The 17,463-nt window shown below is 56.7% G+C and carries 17 protein-coding genes; 7 read left to right on the forward strand and 10 right to left on the reverse strand.

The annotated features are described in order from the left end of the window. Positions 1-201 precede the first annotated feature (201 nt). Both gvpU and AUC60_RS17280 read left to right on the forward strand, forming a co-directional pair. Entirely contained in the window at positions 202-669 is a 468-nt protein-coding gene (gene gvpU / locus AUC60_RS17275) for a gas vesicle accessory protein GvpU (RefSeq protein ID WP_087270067.1), read from the forward strand. A 175-nt stretch (positions 670-844) separates the two neighbouring features. Next, positions 845-1,276, forward strand: coding sequence for a universal stress protein (locus tag AUC60_RS17280; protein WP_087270070.1), 432 nt, complete (start codon positions 845-847; stop codon positions 1,274-1,276). 21 nt (positions 1,277-1,297) lie between these two features. Here AUC60_RS17280 and AUC60_RS17285 read toward each other — a convergent pair whose 3' ends face one another. Next, positions 1,298-1,657, reverse strand: a complete 360-nt coding sequence (locus tag AUC60_RS17285) for an NUDIX hydrolase (RefSeq protein WP_087270072.1) — start codon at positions 1,655-1,657, stop codon at positions 1,298-1,300. A 374-nt stretch (positions 1,658-2,031) separates the two neighbouring features. Between AUC60_RS17285 and AUC60_RS17290 the strand changes: the two genes are divergently transcribed. Both AUC60_RS17290 and AUC60_RS17295 read left to right on the forward strand, forming a co-directional pair. Then, positions 2,032-2,385 (forward strand): hypothetical protein, encoded by a 354-nt coding sequence (locus AUC60_RS17290; RefSeq protein WP_087270075.1) that lies wholly within the window; start codon positions 2,032-2,034, stop codon positions 2,383-2,385. Positions 2,386-2,401: 16 nt separating this feature from the next. Beyond that, entirely contained in the window at positions 2,402-2,638 is a 237-nt protein-coding gene (locus AUC60_RS17295) for a hypothetical protein (RefSeq protein ID WP_087270078.1), read from the forward strand. Between the two features lie 76 nt (positions 2,639-2,714). On the opposite strand, the gene AUC60_RS27875 is transcribed toward AUC60_RS17295, so the two are convergent. Next, positions 2,715-2,867 (reverse strand): hypothetical protein, encoded by a 153-nt coding sequence (locus tag AUC60_RS27875; RefSeq protein ID WP_158099130.1) that lies wholly within the window; start codon positions 2,865-2,867, stop codon positions 2,715-2,717. Between the two features lie 148 nt (positions 2,868-3,015). Between AUC60_RS27875 and AUC60_RS17300 the strand changes: the two genes are divergently transcribed. Then, positions 3,016-5,748 carry a sensor domain-containing phosphodiesterase gene (locus AUC60_RS17300; protein ID WP_238599593.1) on the forward strand — a complete coding sequence of 911 codons (2,733 nt, stop codon included), beginning with the start codon at positions 3,016-3,018 and terminating at the stop codon, positions 5,746-5,748. A 171-nt stretch (positions 5,749-5,919) separates the two neighbouring features. Next, a complete protein-coding gene (locus tag AUC60_RS17305) occupies positions 5,920-6,480 on the forward strand; it encodes a hypothetical protein (protein ID WP_087270082.1) in 561 nt (186 codons plus the stop codon). 229 nt (positions 6,481-6,709) lie between these two features. On the opposite strand, the gene AUC60_RS17310 is transcribed toward AUC60_RS17305, so the two are convergent. From AUC60_RS17310 to AUC60_RS17345, 8 genes are all read right to left on the reverse strand, one after another. Next, the gene (locus tag AUC60_RS17310) at positions 6,710-7,648 is read right to left on the reverse strand and encodes a carbohydrate kinase family protein (protein WP_087270085.1); all 939 of its coding nucleotides are present in this window, start codon (positions 7,646-7,648) and stop codon (positions 6,710-6,712) included. Positions 7,649-7,692: 44 nt separating this feature from the next. Continuing rightward, positions 7,693-9,174, reverse strand: coding sequence for a xylulokinase (gene xylB / locus AUC60_RS17315; protein ID WP_087270088.1), 1,482 nt, complete (start codon positions 9,172-9,174; stop codon positions 7,693-7,695). 7 nt (positions 9,175-9,181) lie between these two features. Then, positions 9,182-10,666, reverse strand: a complete 1,485-nt coding sequence (locus AUC60_RS17320) for a mannitol dehydrogenase family protein (protein ID WP_087270091.1) — start codon at positions 10,664-10,666, stop codon at positions 9,182-9,184. Positions 10,667-10,684: 18 nt separating this feature from the next. Then, complete coding sequence (locus tag AUC60_RS17325; RefSeq protein WP_087270094.1) at positions 10,685-11,788, reverse strand: ABC transporter ATP-binding protein; 1,104 nt, start codon at positions 11,786-11,788, stop codon at positions 10,685-10,687. Positions 11,789-12,115: 327 nt separating this feature from the next. Continuing rightward, positions 12,116-12,949 carry a carbohydrate ABC transporter permease gene (locus AUC60_RS17330; RefSeq protein WP_087270096.1) on the reverse strand — a complete coding sequence of 278 codons (834 nt, stop codon included), beginning with the start codon at positions 12,947-12,949 and terminating at the stop codon, positions 12,116-12,118. A gap of 10 nt (positions 12,950-12,959) precedes the next feature. Next, positions 12,960-13,892 carry a carbohydrate ABC transporter permease gene (locus AUC60_RS17335; protein WP_238599592.1) on the reverse strand — a complete coding sequence of 311 codons (933 nt, stop codon included), beginning with the start codon at positions 13,890-13,892 and terminating at the stop codon, positions 12,960-12,962. 72 nt (positions 13,893-13,964) lie between these two features. Beyond that, positions 13,965-15,275: an ABC transporter substrate-binding protein gene (locus AUC60_RS17340; protein WP_087270099.1), complete on the reverse strand. Its 1,311-nt coding sequence runs from the start codon at positions 15,273-15,275 to the stop codon at positions 13,965-13,967. 251 nt (positions 15,276-15,526) lie between these two features. Then, positions 15,527-16,432, reverse strand: a complete 906-nt coding sequence (locus AUC60_RS17345) for an AraC family transcriptional regulator (RefSeq protein ID WP_087270418.1) — start codon at positions 16,430-16,432, stop codon at positions 15,527-15,529. Positions 16,433-16,696: 264 nt separating this feature from the next. On the opposite strand from AUC60_RS17345, the gene cobF reads away from it, so the two are divergent. Then, positions 16,697-17,455 carry a precorrin-6A synthase (deacetylating) gene (gene cobF, locus AUC60_RS17350; RefSeq protein WP_087270102.1) on the forward strand — a complete coding sequence of 253 codons (759 nt, stop codon included), beginning with the start codon at positions 16,697-16,699 and terminating at the stop codon, positions 17,453-17,455. Positions 17,456-17,463: the final 8 nt, after the last annotated feature.

Raw genomic sequence — 17,463 nt, forward strand, 5'->3', positions numbered from 1 at the left:
GGGGGGGGGGAGTATTAAGGGCAAGTCATTCAGAGACGGAAAATTCAATTTAGCTGGGGCCTGGATTAACCGGAAAGCAGGACTCGTCCTGTCGGCGGCAATGGCTGCTCGTTGAGGAGATACGCAGACACCTCAGGTTTCGTTTTTCACAAAACTGAGCTATAGCTAAAGCTCATTATCTTGCATGGCAAGGAGCTGTCGATGTCGGAAGTAGAGCAGAGCCTCACGGGCACGTCCTCGGACGTGAAATATGATGAACTGATCGCGCATCTGAAGGACCAAGGCAAGCAAATAGACTGGTTGCTGCAATTTCTGGTCAAGTTTGTCGTAACGACGCCGGTGGAAATCGGTATAACCCTATCGGTCGGCGGTAATCTTGTATCGGGTCAGTTGATTTCCCACGATACTTATTTCAAGCAATTGGCTGAGGACATGGCGGCACCGTTGGCGCAGTTTGACGGCGGTGTTGACGAGTCGATGAAGCAGATCATCCTGTCTTTCACTCCCGGAGAGTCGGCGGATGAAACGACCGCATTTCATTTCATCCATTTGAAAAACTGTAAAACTTATTCAAATGACCAGAGCCCGATTTGCGCAGAGGGCGTTTTGTGGCGAGGCAAGATTGCTTCGGTCGACGGGTTTACGATTGGCTTGCTGGCCAGAACCTGAATCCCCCGCGCCCCATCAGACCCCGGCATTAGCCGGGGTTTTTTATAGTCAAAATAATCTTTCACTCAATAAAAAGCCTGCAGAAATTGAGCTGGATCAACTCAACTCTCCTTAGCGGTGGCGGCGGGAATAGGGTCTGCCTAATCTTGTTCTTACACACCAAGGGAGATACGTCATGCATAACGTTCTGGTCGCTTATGATGGCTCACAGCCTTCAAAACGGGCACTTCAATACGTCATTGAACAGGCACGTGACAGTGCGAGCCCAATGCAGATTCACGTCATCAATGCCCAGCACGGCGCCGTTGTGTACGGTGATTACGTGACTGCCAGCATGATCGAAGAAATAAACAATGGGCTACTGGATGAGGCCGATAAGGTGCTAAAGGAAGCCGCTGCGACTCTGGCTGCGGCAGAGGTGGCGCACAAAACCCATGCTGCAATGGGGAATGTGGCTGAACAGGTCAATGCTGCCATTAAACAATTGGGGTGCGATACCGTAGTAATGGGGACCCGGGGCCTTGGCAGTTTCAGCGGGCTAATGTTGGGCTCTGTAGCCAACCGCGTAATTCATGAGGTTTCCGTGCCAGTGATACTGATTAAATAGAACGCGCTGAGCAGTCAGGACTTACTGTCTGGCAAACGATTTGACGATCGATTTGGTTGCAGCGCTGGCATTGAGCTCCCGGACATTTTTGGCGTGAGACCATTTGCACGCCGCAATTTCATTTAGTGGTTCAGGTTTGGCCGATGACGACAGTAAGGTCATGAATATGTAGTGCATGACGTTGTCTTTTTCGTACTCAGACAAATAGACAAGGTCGAGGTCTCGCAGCCCGGTTTCCTCGCTGAGCTCGCGAGCTGCAGCCTGCGCGGGCGTCTCGCCGTCTTCGATCTTGCCGCCTGGCAAAGCCCATCTCGATTTGGGTTTGCGTACGTACAGAATCCTGCCGTCGCGTTTGCAGATTATTGTCGCCCGTTCTTTCATCGTTGGTTCACCTTGTGTAAGCGCCATGAAGTCAATCCGGCGCCTAACTTCAATTTCGTGAAGGTGATCAGGATGCCTGGGGTGGTAACTTAAATGTCACAAAACCTTAACAAATGTGACTTAAGCACGATTGGTGCCATATGGCCAAGCCTTATCTGTCTATCGGTACGTACTTGAGAAAACTTGAGCGATCAGACGCTCTCCTTATGCATCGCACTTGCGATCGATGCCGCGGATGCCTAAACGACCGGTTGTTCAGCGGCGGTATCGTGTTTCGTCCATCCCTGGTAGCTCTGCTAGAACGCAATCCTTAAGGAACTCACGTTATTTTTGCCCCGGAAAGGTGCATAAAAAGGGTGTTGAGGACGATGTGTATGCTGATCCCGATTATCGCGCTCAGATTGAACGCGCTTATTAAATACCGCCCATCGGAAGATTTACGCTATTCCGATCTCAAAGGGGTCGATATCAATTGCAAGGAGCTGATTGTCCCAATCTCTCCGTCGCTTGGAAGGCTCATCATGACCATGCACAATGATTTCAGCACTCAAGCAAGCACCTTGATGCTTGAATTGAACGATGCGACCACAGTAATGATGGGGATGGTGGGCGCGCACCGGACGACGGGTCCTCTCTGGTTGGCCGCAACTGCTCGTCAAAGCCTTTCCTTCGGTCGATGGAATGCGTTTATAAACCGTTCGGACGTTTTTGGTCCGGCTCTCAGCTAGCGGCAGCGTGAATGGCATGACTTTTCGTCACCTCGTTTCATACCGATTCAACGGGCAAGTGCGCCAGCACGAGCTCGAGCTGGCGCAGCGCCAGTTGCTGCCTCACGTTGCGGCCCTGCACTTGTTGCAGTTGCACTTCGGAGATGCAGAGAGCGGTCTGGTCATGCCAAGTGTTGATGCGCAACCCTCAGCGATACTGGACCAAGCGCAGCTTTTAGGTATTTCCAGCATCACCTCTCACCTTGTCGACTAAACCTTTTTTATAAGTCGATATGCCCGCCTTTCTAACTCTGTTCTGTCACTCCTCGTTGATAGCTTTTCAAGCAGATTTATAAGGGATCCAGTGAACCTGCCCCCAGGCTGAAGTGCGCTTGCCAATAAAACTGGCGATATTCTTGCAGCTGATATGAATATGCCACTTGCACCGTTCTGTCGGCGCCGCGAATATAAGCGCCTGCTGTCTCTGGTTTCGGAGCTTTCATGAGTGTTCCTCCCTTGGCCCTAGACCGACCGCATTTGAGTCCTGGCGAAGATCCCGCGACCGGACATCTGGCTGACGTCGGGCTGGCTGCTATGGCGAATCCCGCTGGTGAACCTATCGAAGTTGTACTTGCCGCCATTCAGGAATGCATGGGGGATGTGCCATGGGCGGTGTATGCCGTCGGCGATCCCATGCACTTGTTGGGGCATGGCGAAGGTCAGATGCGTTGGTCGGTGAGTGTCGCCAACGACAGGTTCGACGATTTCTGTCGTGAATACGCATTGCAGCGTTGGGCTGCCGGCAAGGGTGAGGGCGTTCTGGCCTGGCTTGTCGCGCCGCGAAGCCAGGCGACTAACGTTGAACTCGCTGCGCTTGCCCTGCGTCTCGGCACTCGTCTGCAGATCGATGCGTTGGCTCGGGCTCAGATCACCCAACGGGTGCTGTATGAAATTACCTATCTTGCCAGTTCGACCCGGGATCGCAGTGCGTTTCTTGAAGGCGTGCATCATCAGTTGGCTTCTCTGATCGACGCGGAGAACTTCTACCTCGCGCTTTATGACCCTGGCAGCGACAAAATCACCTATCCGTATTACATCGATATCACCGATGTTGAAGCGCTAGAGTCCGAAGCTTACGAGTACCTGGACCGCTCCCGCTTGTCGATGACCGGATATGTTCTTAACAGTGGCCAGCCGCTTTTTGTCGATGCTGCCGGGATAGAGCGTGCGCGTGCGCAGAAGCGCTTTTATTGCGTCGGGCATCAGCCCGAGTTCTGGATGGGCGCCCCCCTGAAGAATGCCTCGGATGAGGTATTTGGCATGCTTGCCATGCAGGTTTACGACGTTTCCCGGGTGTACAGTGCCGAAGATCGCGCCTTGTTTCTGGTGGTGGTTCGCCATGTGGCCATGGCGCTGGATCGTATTCTGCACCGCGCCGATCTTGAGCGAACGGTCATGCTCCGGACTCAGGAGTTGTCGGCCCTCAACGCTGCATTGAGGCAGGAGGTCGCTGAACGCGAACGTGCCGAGCATTTGCAAAGCGCGCTGTTTCAGATTGCTGAGTTGTCCAGTCAACCCGGTGACATGGCGGAGTTGTTCCACAGTTTGCACTTGATCGTCGGGGAGCTGCTGGTCGCCCTGAACTTCTATATCGCTCTGTTCGACACGTCCACGGCGGAAGTCACCTTTCCGTACTATGTCGATGAGCGCCAGACCACGCGTCCGCCTGCGCGCCGCGGTCAGCGAGGCCTTACTGAGTACGTTATTCGTCAGCGCCGTGCCTGCCTGATTGATCAGGATGAAACCCTGAGGCTTGAGAGGGCGGGTGAAATCGAAGTGGTCAGGGAGGGGATCCGCTCGTCTTCATGGCTAGGCATTCCATTGTTCGACGGCAATGATGTACGTGGCGTGCTGGCCGTTCAAAGCTACTCGCCATTAGTGCGCTACTCACTGCGCGATCAGGAACTGTTGACCTTTGTCTCCCGCCACATCGATACCGCGTTGTCCCGGCGCAGTGCAGCGGAGGCGGTGCATACCGCCAATTTGCGTCTGGAGGCCCGGGTTCAGGATCGAACTCGCGAGCTCGATTACGCCAATGCCAAGCTTCAGCACGAAAACTCTCATGACTCGTTGACCGGCTTGCCCAACCGCAGTCATTTACAGCAACGCCTGCAGGCGGCCTGGATGGACTTTCGCAGTCATGGTTGCGAGCTGGGAGTGATGTTCATAGATCTGGACCGCTTCAAACTCGTAAACGATAGCCTGGGTCATCATTTTGGTGATCAGTTACTGACGCAGGCCGCTGATCGTCTGCGTGGCTGCATGCGCGAAACAGACTTGCTGGCACGGTTGGGCGGCGACGAGTTCGCCGTTCTGGCGGCGGGCGCACCGCTGGACGTGGCTATTGGTATTGCCGAGCGAATCCTCGCTGCCTTCGACCTGCCGTTCTTCATTGACGGGCACGCGGTATTTTCATCCTGCAGCATTGGCGTTGTCGGTGCCGACAGCCAGTTTCACCAGATGCCAGCGGATTTGCTACGTGACGCCGATATGGCCATGTACCGGGTCAAAAATGGCGGACGTGACAGCTTCGCGGTGTTCAATCAGGAGCTGCGCCGCGAAGTTTCCGATCAGGTCGAGCGCGAGGCTGCTCTGCGTAACGCCCTCAAGCGCAATGACGAGCTGATTCCTTACTTTCAGCCGATCATTTGCGTTAACACAGGCCAGCTTCTGGCCCTTGAGGCGCTGATTCGCTGGCGCCAGCCCGACGGTAAAATCCTGGCCCCAGGGCAGTTTCTGCCGGCACTGGAGGGGTTGCGGCTGATTGGCCGGCTGGATTTGTACATGTTGCGTTGCGTGGTGGAGATTCTCGCGCGGCCTGGCAATGAGCACTGGCCAACGGTGCATGTCAATTGCTCCAGCTACAGTATTACGCGTCCCGAATTTGCCGGAGAAGTGCTGACCCTGCTGGCAAATTACGACATGGCACCCTCACGGATATGTCTGGAGCTCACCGAAGGTGCATTGGTGGCAGAGCCCGAGTTGGCCCGTCAGTCCATGAAGCAGCTTGCAGACCATGGTATGTCGGTAGTGCTCGATGATTTTGGCGCAGGCTTTTCGTCCCTTAGTTACGTCCATCAATACCATTTCAGCGGCTTGAAAATCGACAAGTCGTTCACCCTGGAACTGACCACCAGCTCCCGCAGTCGGGCCATCGTGCGGGCAATCGTACGGATGGCCGAATCCCTTGATCTGACGGTGGTTGCCGAAGGCGTCGAGGATCAGGCAACTCTTGATCTGCTGCGCGAGATCGGCGCTGGTCAGGCCCAGGGCTACTTCTTCGCCGTGCCGTTACCGCAAGACCGGCTGCAGTTGAATATCTAGGTGACCGGCAATCCTCGGCCACAATTGGCCGTGGATTGCCGGATTGTTCCTGCCACTTGCCAATCAGCATGCCAGCAGCCCACGGATTTCGAGGCTTTCGCCGCGGTGGGTAAAGTGGCATCGGTATTGCTCTGCTTGCTGGGCAGCACAATTGGCAACAGGAGGTGAGCAATGAATACCGCTAGTATCAGTGCGCTCCATCATCTGGTTTCTCAGGCGGTGGGTCGCAAGATTCAAGAGGATGTGGCAACCGATGCATTCTCGGTTCCGGTCGGCGCAGCCAGCGCGGTCCCGGCCGTTGATGCCGTCGCGCAAAATAACGGTAGCCAGCAGAACGCAGCTTATGACGAGGCCTTCGCCAGAATGCTGCTCAGCCTGAAAACGGCTACGCAAAAAGCTGAAACCGAAACTGAGCCTTCGTTTATTTCGGCGGCCAACGACAGCAACATTGCTGCCCGCGATTCTGCGGTGACCAGCGAAGCTGACGTGGCCGAAGGTGTCTCGAAGTTCACCTCGGCTCAAGAGGAGTTCCGCGACTACATGGATTTGACGCCCGCGGAGAAGATGCGCGAACAACTGACCGGCGTCAGCAAAGATGAGTACGAAGCCATGTCGCCTGAGCAGAAACTGGATGTCGACACCAAACTTCAGGCCGCCCTGAAAGAGCAGCAACAACAGACTACCGCTGACGTGAACAGCAAAATCCTGGCGGCCAGGCTGGCGCTGGTTTGAGGCTGGCTTTTGTTTGACTGGAGAGCCTGTTGCTGGCGAGTCTGTTCAAGGGTGCCTGAGTCAGGCGCAGGTTTGCCCGCAAGTTGATGCTATCTCGAACGGTGTGGAGCCGAGCTTGCTCGCGACAAGGCTGGACGCGGTTCACTTCAGAACACTTCTGGCCTTAGCGCGAGCAAACTCGGCTCCCACACAGTTCCGCGCTTCCCGTTAAGTGTTGGCTCTAGAGCCTTCACCCCAACTGGTCCCGATACGGCAAGTCCGGCCCGACCTTGGTACAGGTCAGCGCCGCCGCTTGCACGGCGAACTTGAGCATCTCATCGACCGTATGTTTGCGCAGGGTCGGCAAGCTGAGCGGGTCGTCGAGCTGGTGTTCGGTCAGGAAGGTAATCAGCGCCGCCTGGAAGGTATCGCCTGCACCCACCGTGTCTACGGTGGTGACGGTTCGTGCCGGTACCGACCAGTTGCCGTGCTGGCGAGTAAAGACCGTTGCTCCTTGAGTACCCTGAGTCAACACCACCAATTGGCAACGCTTGCTCAGCCAGCTCTGGGCGACGATCTGTGGGTCTTGGTCGGGGTAGAGCAGGCCCAAGTCCTCGTCGCTGACCTTGATGATATGAGCGTGCTCGGCGAAAGCGTTGATCTGTTCGCGCCAACGGTTGATATCCGGCGCCGGATTGAGGCGCACATTGGGGTCCAGGGTGATCAGCCGTTTTCCGCTCTCCCGGGCCACCAAGGCCAGCAGCGTGTCGGCGATGGGCTGAACCACCAGTGAAAACGAACCGACATGAATCCCGCGTACCTGCTCATCCAACTCTGGAAGGTGTTCAAGGCGCAGTTGTCGATCCGCGCAGCCCTCGCCACGAAAGCTGTAATGCGGCGAGCCGTCGGCACCAACTGCCACCATTGCCAGGGTGGTGGGGGCTTTGAAGTCGATCAGGTAATCAGCACTTACGCCTTCTTTATCCAGCACGCTGCGCAGGCGTTGGCCCAAGTAATCATTGGAGAGCCCGGCAAACAGTCCGGCCTCGACACCAAGGCGCCGCAAGCCCACGGCGACGTTGAAGGGCGAGCCGCCCGCGATAGCCTGAAAATCCAGCTTGTTGAGTTGCCCGCCCTTGTCGGGCTGGCTGAAAAAGTCGAACAGTGCTTCGCCACAAACGAGAAACATAGGTGCTCCTGAAATAGATGCGTCAGTCGGGCTCAGAAGTTGGCTCAGAGCGCCTGCAACTGATTGCGATACCGCTCATAGATCTGCTGATAGCTGGCGACGTTCTGTGGGACGGGCCGGGTTTCACTGCTGTTATCGAGGCTGACGCAACGGGCACACAGAATATCCAGCGTCTCGCCTGCTTCCTGTAGATTGGCGCGGCACCAGGCGGCCTGGATTGCAGCACCCAACGCCGCTGCTTCGGCCTGCTCGGTGCAAATCACCGGGGTATCCATGATGTCGGCTACGATCTGCCGCCATACCGCGCTCTTGGCGCCGCCGCCGATCAGGCGAATGTTAGCGCTTTTGATGCCGCTGGCGCGCAACAGATCCAGTCCATAGCGCAAGCCAAATGTTGTGCCCTCAACCACTGCCCGACACAGGTTGGCCTGGGTCAGATTGGTGGCGTCCAGTCCCAGAATACTGCCGGTAGCGTGGGGCAGGGCGGGCACACGCTCGCCATTCAGAAACGGCAGCATCGATACGCCTTCGGCACCAATCGGGGCCTGGCTTACGGCCTGATTGAAAGCAGCGATGTCCAGGCCCAATAGCTCCCGCACGACGCCGGTGGCGTTGGTCAGGTTCATGGTGCAGATCAAGGGCAGCCAACCGCCGGAGGACGAGCAGAAGGTCGCGACTGACGCCTTTTCACTGACCTGTGGCTGATCGGCAAAGGCATAAACAGTGCCCGAAGAACCCAGGCTCATGGTGATTACACCCGGATGAATGTTGCCAGTGCCGATGGCGCCCATCATGTTGTCGCCGCCGCCACTGGAAGTCACAGCGTTGGGATTGATGCCCAGACGTCGAGCAATCTCCGGCAAGATCGTACCGACCGGCTCGTGTGCCTCCAGCAATTCAGGCAGTGCCCGGTTCAGTTTGCCGCTGGGATCAATGTGCTCAAGGATCGCTAGATCCCACTGCCGAGTGCGCACATTGAAATACCCGGTACCCGATGCATCGCCATATTCGCTGGCGCAACGACCGGTCAGCCAGTAGTTGAGGTAATCATGGGGTAGCAGGATCTTGTCGATGCGCGCAAAGAGTTCGGGGTGCTGCTCTTTGGTCCAGAGCAGTTTGGACACCGTGTAGCCCGGCGCAATGGCAATGCCAAGACGCCGCAGCGAGCCACTTTCGCCCCCCAGATACTCCAGCAACTGATCATTTTGCGGTGTGCTTTCGGTGTCGCACCACAGTTTGGCCGGGCGCAGCACCTGACCGTCGGCATCCAGCAGCACGAGGCCGTGCTGCTGGCCCGATACGCCAATCCCGAGTATCTGCTCTCCGGAAATGCCCGCGTCAAGCAGCGCCCCGGCAGTCGCTTTTTCGAAGGCGTCCAGCCATTGCTGCACGTCCTGCTCGCGACGACCGTTGTGACCGCTGATCATGCTGTGCGGCGCAGCGCCCTGGCCTAGAACCTGCCCGGTGACTGCGTCGAGTACGATGGCCTTGGTGCCTTGGGTGCCGCAATCGATTCCGAGAAACATAGGCACCTCAGGCGGTTTTGGCCAACAGGTTTTCCAGAGTTTTGCTGACGCCCAACTGCTTGAGGCTGTTCAGGTTCTTTTCGAAGGCGGCGACAAACTCGGCTGACTGGGGAATGGCAGTACCGAAGATCTCCTCGACGTCCAGCAAGCGCTGAACAATCAGGACATCGTCGGCCACCAGTGCCTTACAGAAGTCCGCACGGGGATCGACGATCTTGTAGGCCACGCCGTTTTCGCCTTCGCTGCCTTGCAGGTACAGCGCCCAGGCGGCCACGACCAGCGATGCGCGCTCCAGATTACCTTGATCGACAATCAGTCGATTGATGGTCGGCACCGTGAATTTGGGAAACTTTGACGAGCCATCCGAGCAGACTCGCTCCAGTTGATCTGCAATCGCCTGATTGGAGAAACGCTCGATCAGCGTGTCCTTGTAGCCTTCCAGATCAATGCCCGGCACCGACGCCAGTTGCGGCGTGACATCCAGATCCATGTACGCGCGGATGTAGGCGACGAACAGCGGATCATTCATGGTCTCATGAACGAAACGATAACCCTTGAGTGCGCCCAGATAAGTCAGCGCCAGATGGCTGCCGTTGAGCAGCTTGATTTTCATCTCTTCGTAAGGCGTGACGTCGTCGGTGAATTGCACGCCAACTTTTTCCCACGCCGGACGACCGTCGACAAATTTGTCTTCCAGCACCCATTGCACAAAGGGCTCGCAGACCACTGGCCAGGCATCATCAATGCCTTTTTCATCGGCCAGCTTCAGGCGATGGGATGTGCTGGTCATTGGCGTGATGCGGTCGACCATGGCATTGGGAAAGCTGACCTCTTCGGCAATCCAGTCATGCAAATCCGGATTACCCAGCGCAGCGAATGCCAACAAGGCCTTGCGCGCCACGGCACCGTTGTGTGGCAGGTTATCGCAGGACATCACGGTGAAAGCAGGGGTGCCGGCGGCGCGGCGTTTTGCCAGCGCGGCGCAGAGCAATCCGAACACGGTGCGCGGTGCATCCGGGTACGCCAAGTCATGCTGGATCTGCGGCAAGTGGCTCATGAACTCGCCGTTACTGTCATCAATGCAGTATCCGCCTTCCGTGATGGTCAGCGACACGATGCGAATCTGCGGGCTGGCGAGCTTGTCGATGACGGTCTGGATATCGTCTTCGGCCAGCAGCATGGCGCTGATGGACGCGATGATCCGGGTTTCAGTGTCGGGGGTATCGCCCAGTTCATAGAGTGTGTAGAGGTAATCCTGACCTGCCAGAGCATCACGCACGCCGCGGTCCTCCGGGCGCAAACCGATGCCGCAAATGCTCCAGTCCAGGCCTTCGCCACTGTTCATCAGTGCGTCGGTATAAAACGCCTGATGCGCGCGATGAAAGCCACCCACACCGATGTGAGCAATGCCCTGAGTTGTACTTTCAGGGCTGTAACCGGGCAGGGCGATGCTGTCCCCAAGCTGAGACAAGTTCTGTTTGTTCAGTTTCATGGCAATGATCCCTAATTCTCAGGCGGCGACCGGCAGGGCTTTGGCAATCACCAAACCCTGAGCGTCGAACAGGTGGCAATGGGCGCTATCCAGATGCAGGTTCAGGGTGTCGCCGTACTGGCTGGCCAGATCCCCACGAATGCGCATGGTCAGGGCTTCACCGGAGCGGGTCCGCACGTGGCAATAAGTGTCGCTGCCCAGACGCTCGCTAACGTCGGCAATGACTTGCATCTGGCAGTCGCCTTCTTTGGCCAGATTCAGGTGCTCCGGGCGAATCCCAAGCGTCACCGGGTCGCCAACGCTCTGCTGCGCATTACCGAACGGCAGATTGATCGTGGCGCCCGCATCCAGCGTGACTTCGCAACCGCCAGCATCGACCCGGCTGATCTTGCCCTTGAGGAAACCCATCTTTGGCGTGCCAAGAAAACCCGCGACAAACAGATTCGCCGGATGGTGATACAGCTCAAGCGGGGAGCCCACTTGCTCAACTTTGCCGCCATTGAGCACCACGACTTTGTCGGCCAGGGTCATGGCTTCGACCTGATCGTGGGTCACGTAAATCATTGTCGCTTGCAGTTCTTTGTGCAGGCGCGACAGCTCAAGACGGGTTTGCACACGCAGGGCGGCGTCGAGGTTCGACAAGGGTTCGTCGAACAAGAAGATTTTCGGGTTGCGCACGATCGCGCGACCAATCGCTACCCGCTGGCGCTGACCGCCGGACAGCTGTTTGGGTTTGCGTTCCAGCAAAGGGCCCAGCTCAAGGATGCGCGCTGCCTCATCGACTTTCTTTTTGATGACGGCTTTATCGCCACCGGCCAGATCCAGAGCAAAAGACAGATTCTTGCCCACGGTCATGTGCGGGTAAAGGGCATAAGTCTGGAACACCATGGCCAGGTCGCGCTTGGCAGGTGTTACCTGAGTGATGTCACGGCCATCCAGCTCGATGGTCCCGGATGTCACATCCTCCAGCCCGGCGATCAGTCGCAACAGGGTGGATTTGCCGCAGCCCGACGGGCCTACAAACACCACGAACTCGCGGTCCTTCACGTCCAGATCGATGCCTTTGATGATCTGATGACCGTCGAAGCCTTTTTGCAGATTTCTGATGCTGAGGTTAGCCATGGTGGCCTCCGTTCTTGTTCTTCGATATTTCAGAAATGGGTGAACAGCATCCCTGTTGGAACGGTCCCGTTATCCATGTCAACAGGGAGCTCGAGATTTGTTGGAGCGAGGCTTGCCCGCGAAGAACGATGACGTGGTGCATCTGACTTACCCCGTCGGCTGATTCGCGGGCAAGCCTCGCTCCAACAGAAATTCGCGTCCATTCGGGCAGATATGCGTAGGTTGATAAGTGCGCACGGAAGTGACGACGGCCGCGATGGCTGTGTATCAGGCAGACCGCTATCGCGGCCTCGCGGTGCTCGTGCGCTCCTACAGGAGAGGTGCTATTCACTTGACGGCCCCGAACGACAGGCCGCGCACCAGTTGCTTCTGGCTGATCCAGCCAAAGATCAGGATCGGCGCGCAAGCGAGGGTCGAGACGGCGGAGAGCTTGGCCCAGAACAACCCTTCGGGGCTGGAGTAGGAGGCGATCAGGGCAGTCAGTGGCGCTGCGTTGGACGACGTAAGATTCAATGACCAGAACGCCTCGTTCCAGCACAGGATCAGCGACAATAGCGCAGTGGATGCCAGGCCGCCTTTGCAGATCGGGATCAGCACCTTGAAGATTTCCTGCCGGGTGCTGGCACCGTCCAGTCGCGAGGCCTCGAGGATTTCCCCGGGGATGTCCTTGAAGTAGGTGTAAATCATCCAGACCACGATGGGCAGGTTGATCAGCGTGTAAATCAAGATCAACGCAATGCGGCTGTCCAGCAGGCCGAACGTCTTGGCCAGCAGGTAGATCGGCATCAGTACGCCCACCGGGGGCAGCATTTTGGTGGAGAGCATCCACAGCAGCGTGCTCTTGGTGCGTTTGGTCTCGAAAAAAGCCATGGAGTAAGCCGCAGGCACCGCGATCAGCATGCACAGGATGGTTGCGCTGAACGAGATGACCACCGAGTTCCAGGCGAAGTGGAAATAGTCGCTACGCTCCTGAATGTGCAGGTAGTTTTCCAGGGTCGGCGTGAAGATGAATTGCGGCGGCGTGGCGAACGCGTCGATCTCGGTCTTGAAGCTGGTCAGCACCATCCAGAAAATCGGGAAGAAGATCAGCGCCGCTATCAGCCAGCACAAGGTGCCGAGCAGCACGCTTTGCAGGCGTCGGGATTGTTTGAGCGTCATCATGATTCGGCCCTCAGGACTTGTCAGTGAGGTTTTTGCCGATCATCCGGATCAGGATGATTGCAGCAATGTTGGCAATGACCACGGCAATCAAACCGCCAGCGGACGCCATGCCCACGTCGAATTGCAGCAAGGCCTGGTTGTAGATCAGGTATGCCAGGTTGGTCGATGCGAAACCCGGACCGCCATTGGTGGTGGTGAAGATTTCCGCGAATACCGAAAGCAAGAAGATGGTCTCGATCATTACCACCACAGCGATTGGCCGGGCCAGATGCGGCAGCGTCAGATGCCAGAAAATAGCGATAGGCCCGGCACCATCAAGCCGTGCGGCTTCTTTCTGCTCCTGATCCAGCGATTGCATGGCGGTCATCAGGATCAGGATGGCGAACGGTAGCCACTGCCACGAAACAATGATGATGATCGACAGCAGGGGGTAGTTGGCCAGCCAGTCAATCGGCTGGGCGCCAAACAGCTTCCAGACCCAGGCGAGGATCCCGGACACGGGATGGAAAATCAGGTTCTTCCAGATCAGCGCGCCCACGGTGGGCATGATGAAGAACGGCGAAATCAGCAGCACGCGCACAATGCCGCGACCGAGAAACTCGCTGGCTTCCAGCAGTGCGGAAATCAGCACACCCAGCACCACGCTGATCAACAGCACGCTGCCGACTAGCAATAGCGTATTGGTCGCACCGGGAAGGAAACCGCTGTCGGTGACGAAGTATTCGAAGTTTTCCAGGCCGACGAATTCGTTCTCGCCGGGGTTAAGCAGGTTGTAACGGATCAGCGAGAAGTAGATGGTCATGCCCAGTGGGACGATCATCCACACCAGCAACAGCAGGACCGATGGGCTGACCAGAAACCAGCCGGGTTTTGTCACGCTGCCTTTAACTGACGGATTGTCGTCGGGCGTGACGGCCTGAGGCTTGATAGTTGAGGTTGTCATGATGGCGATCCTGGGTGCAAAAGGAGAGCAGGGTGTCGGGGCGCACGCACCCCGACTGATAGTCAGCAGCGACTATTTCTTTGGATAACCTGCACGCTTCATGTCCCGCTCGGTGGAGCTTTGCGCGTTTTTCAAGGCAGCATCAGGGGTTGCCGTGCCTACCAGCGCGGCGGAGAACTGCTGACCGACCGACGTGCCGATAGCCTGGAATTCAGGAATGGTCACCAGTTGAATGCCTACGTAAGGCACAGGCTTGAGGGTTGGCGCTTTGGGCGTCACTGCCTTCAGCGATTCCAGCGTGATGTTGGCGAACGGTGCGGCTTTTTTATACGCATCGGTGTAGGTCGAGGCGCGAGTCCCAGGCGGCACGTTGGACACGCCGTCTTTTTCGGCTACCAGTGCTGCGTACTCTTTTGAGGTCGCCCATTCGGTAAAGGCTTTGGCGTCAGCCTGGTTTTTTGCGCTGGTCGGGATTGCCAGTGCCCATGAATACAACCATGCCGAGCCTTTGTCGGTGACTTCATGAGGCGCGTAAGTAAAGCCTACGCTGTCTGCGACCTTGCTCTGGCTCTTGTCGGTGACAAACGAACCGGCCACGCTGGCATCGACCCAGATGGCGCATTTGCCGCTGTTGAACAACGCAAGGTTTTCATTGAAGCCGTTACTCGAAGCGCCCGGAGGGCCGGATTTCTTCATGGTGTTCACGTAGAAATTCAGCGCGTTCTTCCATTCCGGCTGGTCGAACTGCGGCTTCCACTGCTCATCGAACCAGCGACCGCCAAACGAGTTGGCGACTGTGCTGATCAACGCCATGTTTTCGCCCCAGCCCGCTTTGCCTCGCAGGCAGATACCGTACTGCTCTTTGGACTTGTCGGTCAGTTTGTCAGCGAATTCGGCGATCTGCGTCCAGGTAGGGCGTTCCGGCATGGTCAGGCCCGCGGCCTTGAACAGGTCAGTGCGGTAGTAGGTAATCGAGCTTTCTGCATAGAAAGGCAGTGCAAACAGTTTGCCGTCCACCGACAAGCCATCGCGTACTGACGGGAACACGTCATCCAGCGCGTAGCTGGCGGGCAGGTCCTTCATTTCTTGCAGCCAGCCTTTGGCACCCCACAGCGATGCTTCGTACATGCCGATGGTAAGCACGTCGAACTGTCCGCCTTTGGTGGCGATGTCTGTGGTCAGACGCTGGCGCAATACGTTCTCTTCGAGGACGACCCACTTGAGTTTGATATCGGGATGCTGTTCTTCGAAAGTTTTCGACAGCCGCTGCATGCGGATCATGTCGCTGTTGTTGACCGTAGCGATGGTGACTTCGCCCGCAGAAGCGGTGGCGCAGAGTGTCAGACAGGTACCGGCAAGCAGAACTTTTGCAGAGGTCTTCATTTATCACTCCTCTTCTGCGCCCGGAGGGCTACAGAAGGTCGGTTATTGTTTTTGTGTCTTCCGGAGGCAAGGAAGATGTGGATTGATTACAGCGGGCGCAGGCGCAGATGACAAATCCTGCAAGACACTTGGACTGATACTTTTTTGCACTGATTGCCACGCGGAAAAACGCCCTGGACTCTGCTGCGGCCGCGCCGCAACCGTCTGCGGCGCAGTCCTAGCGTAGACGTTGCACGAGGCTGCGCGGTGAATCAGTACAGGTTTTGCTCTGTCAGGCGCTGAACGGCCAGGCGGCGATAGTGCGATGGAGTCATGCCCTTGAGCTGCTGAAAGCGTCGATTGAAGTTCGAGATGTTATTGAAGCCCGATTCAAAGCAAACATCGGTCACTGGTTTATCGCCGTCAGCCAGCAGCTCACAGGATTTGCTGATGCGCAGGCGATTGACGAATTCCACGTAGCAGCGGCCGGTGGCCTGCTTGAAGACTCGAGAAAAATAAGTGGGTTTCATGCCGAGATAATCGGCCACTTCTTCCAGGGGCAGTTCCCGGGCGTAGTTCGCGAAGATGTAATCCACGGCGCGGTTGGTGCGGTCTACGCTGTGCTCATCGGCCATTGGCGCTGAATTGCTGCCTGACAGCAATTGGTAGTCATCGCACCCGGCCAACAGCTCAAGGAGGATGAGGAAATGCCCGAGGCGACTGATGCCTTTTGAGTCGGCGATCTTCTGCATCAACTTTGTCGCCTGGCGGATGGTTCGTTTGCAGCGGAACTCGATACCGTATTGAGCGCGCTCCAGCAGAGGTGCCAGGGTCTTGAGTTCGGCGAATATCTGACTGCCGCTTTCAAACAGCTCGTCGGTGAAGTTCACCAGCATGTCCCGTTTACTGACGACTTCATCTTCCTCGATCTGGCTGATCCAGTTATGGGGCAGGTTGGGGCCTGTCAGGAATAGGCTCTCGGGATAGAAGTTGCCAATGTAGTCGCCGACAAAGACCTTGCCGGAACTGGCCACGATCAGATGCAGCTCGTATTCCTTATGGAAATGCCAGCGCACTAAAGGGCAGGGGAAGCCGTGTTCGCGGTAGATGATCGACAGCCCATTGTGGTCGTCCATCAATTCGTAAGAGGGGTCTGTGACTCTTGTTGTTTTTGTCATCATATGGCCGATGTCCAGAATGCCAGGCTGTTAATGTGCACTATCTGAGTGTGCGATAACACCCAGAGTTTCCTGTGACAACTGGCACGTGCCATCTATGTGGGAGCAGGGCTTGCCCGCGATGCATGAGACGCCGCCATAAGACACGCCGCGTTATCGTTTATCGCCGGAATGCCGGAATGCCGCCCAGACCAGGCATCTCTTCCACAGGGCTTTGAGTTTGATGCAGCACCTGCGCCAATCAGTTCCATCTGGAGTGAATTCATGAAAACCATCCTCCTGATCGGCATCGGTTCCGGCGACCCGGAGCAGATCACCATTCAGGCTATCAATGCGCTGAACCGCGCCAAAGTGTTTTTCATTCTGGACAAGGGTTACGCCAGCGACGATCTCCTGCGCCTGAGGAAAGATATCTGTGAGCGCTACATCACCGGTGATGACTATCGCTTGCTACAGGTTAGCGACCCGTCCCGGGAAGATGACCCCCATTCATACCAGCAAGGAGTTGCACGCTGGCATGAGCAGCGGGCAGCGCTTTTCCAGCAGCTGATCATTGATGAAGTCGAGGCGGGGCAAACGGCGGCCTTTCTGATATGGGGCGAGCCGACGCTCTACGACAGTACCTTGCGAGTCTTCGAGTTGATTCTTAATGACTCACCTCAACTGTTTGATTATCAAGTAATTCCTGGAATAAGCAGCGTGCAGGCATTGGCGGCACAGCACCGTATTCCCCTGAACCGCATAGGCGAGTCCATCCATATCACCACCGGGCGCAGACTGGCCCTCGAGCAGAATGCAGCACCTGAAAACACCGTCGTGATGCTCGATGCACACTGCACGTTTGACCGATTTCTCAACCAGGGCCTGCATATCTACTGGGGCGCGTACCTGGGTACCGCCGATGAAATTCTGATTGCGGGCCCACTGGATGAGGTCTGTGAGCAGATCAAGCACGCGAGGGCGAATGCGCGGCGGGAGAAGGGCTGGATCATGGATACGTATCTGCTGCGGAATGAGATGTAGATTTTAGA

Origin of the sequence: Pseudomonas caspiana (assembly GCF_002158995.1) — a bacterium.
In the GTDB taxonomy this organism is placed as follows: Bacteria; Pseudomonadota; Gammaproteobacteria; order Pseudomonadales; family Pseudomonadaceae; genus Aquipseudomonas; species Aquipseudomonas caspiana.

Bases quoted from the DNA above. Each gene is read 5' to 3' on its own strand.
- AUC60_RS17295 (WP_087270078.1), top strand. From the start codon at position 2,402: ATGACTTTTCGTCACCTCGTTTCATACCGATTCAACGGGCAAGTGCGC.
- AUC60_RS17300 (WP_238599593.1), top strand. From the start codon at position 3,016: ATGGGGGATGTGCCATGGGCGGTGTATGCCGTCGGCGATCCCATGCAC.
- AUC60_RS17280 (WP_087270070.1), top strand. From the start codon at position 845: ATGCATAACGTTCTGGTCGCTTATGATGGCTCACAGCCTTCAAAACGG.
- AUC60_RS17340 (WP_087270099.1), bottom strand. From the start codon at position 15,275: ATGAAGACCTCTGCAAAAGTTCTGCTTGCCGGTACCTGTCTGACACTC.
- AUC60_RS17290 (WP_087270075.1), top strand. From the start codon at position 2,032: ATGCTGATCCCGATTATCGCGCTCAGATTGAACGCGCTTATTAAATAC.
- cobF (WP_087270102.1), top strand. From the start codon at position 16,697: ATGAAAACCATCCTCCTGATCGGCATCGGTTCCGGCGACCCGGAGCAG.
- AUC60_RS17325 (WP_087270094.1), bottom strand. From the start codon at position 11,788: ATGGCTAACCTCAGCATCAGAAATCTGCAAAAAGGCTTCGACGGTCAT.
- xylB (WP_087270088.1), bottom strand. From the start codon at position 9,174: ATGTTTCTCGGAATCGATTGCGGCACCCAAGGCACCAAGGCCATCGTA.
- AUC60_RS17335 (WP_238599592.1), bottom strand. From the start codon at position 13,892: ATGACAACCTCAACTATCAAGCCTCAGGCCGTCACGCCCGACGACAAT.
- AUC60_RS17345 (WP_087270418.1), bottom strand. From the start codon at position 16,432: ATGACAAAAACAACAAGAGTCACAGACCCCTCTTACGAATTGATGGAC.
- AUC60_RS17320 (WP_087270091.1), bottom strand. From the start codon at position 10,666: ATGAAACTGAACAAACAGAACTTGTCTCAGCTTGGGGACAGCATCGCC.
- AUC60_RS17305 (WP_087270082.1), top strand. From the start codon at position 5,920: ATGAATACCGCTAGTATCAGTGCGCTCCATCATCTGGTTTCTCAGGCG.
- AUC60_RS17285 (WP_087270072.1), bottom strand. From the start codon at position 1,657: ATGAAAGAACGGGCGACAATAATCTGCAAACGCGACGGCAGGATTCTG.
- AUC60_RS17330 (WP_087270096.1), bottom strand. From the start codon at position 12,949: ATGATGACGCTCAAACAATCCCGACGCCTGCAAAGCGTGCTGCTCGGC.
- AUC60_RS17310 (WP_087270085.1), bottom strand. From the start codon at position 7,648: ATGTTTCTCGTTTGTGGCGAAGCACTGTTCGACTTTTTCAGCCAGCCC.
- AUC60_RS27875 (WP_158099130.1), bottom strand. From the start codon at position 2,867: ATGAAAGCTCCGAAACCAGAGACAGCAGGCGCTTATATTCGCGGCGCC.
- gvpU (WP_087270067.1), top strand. From the start codon at position 202: ATGTCGGAAGTAGAGCAGAGCCTCACGGGCACGTCCTCGGACGTGAAA.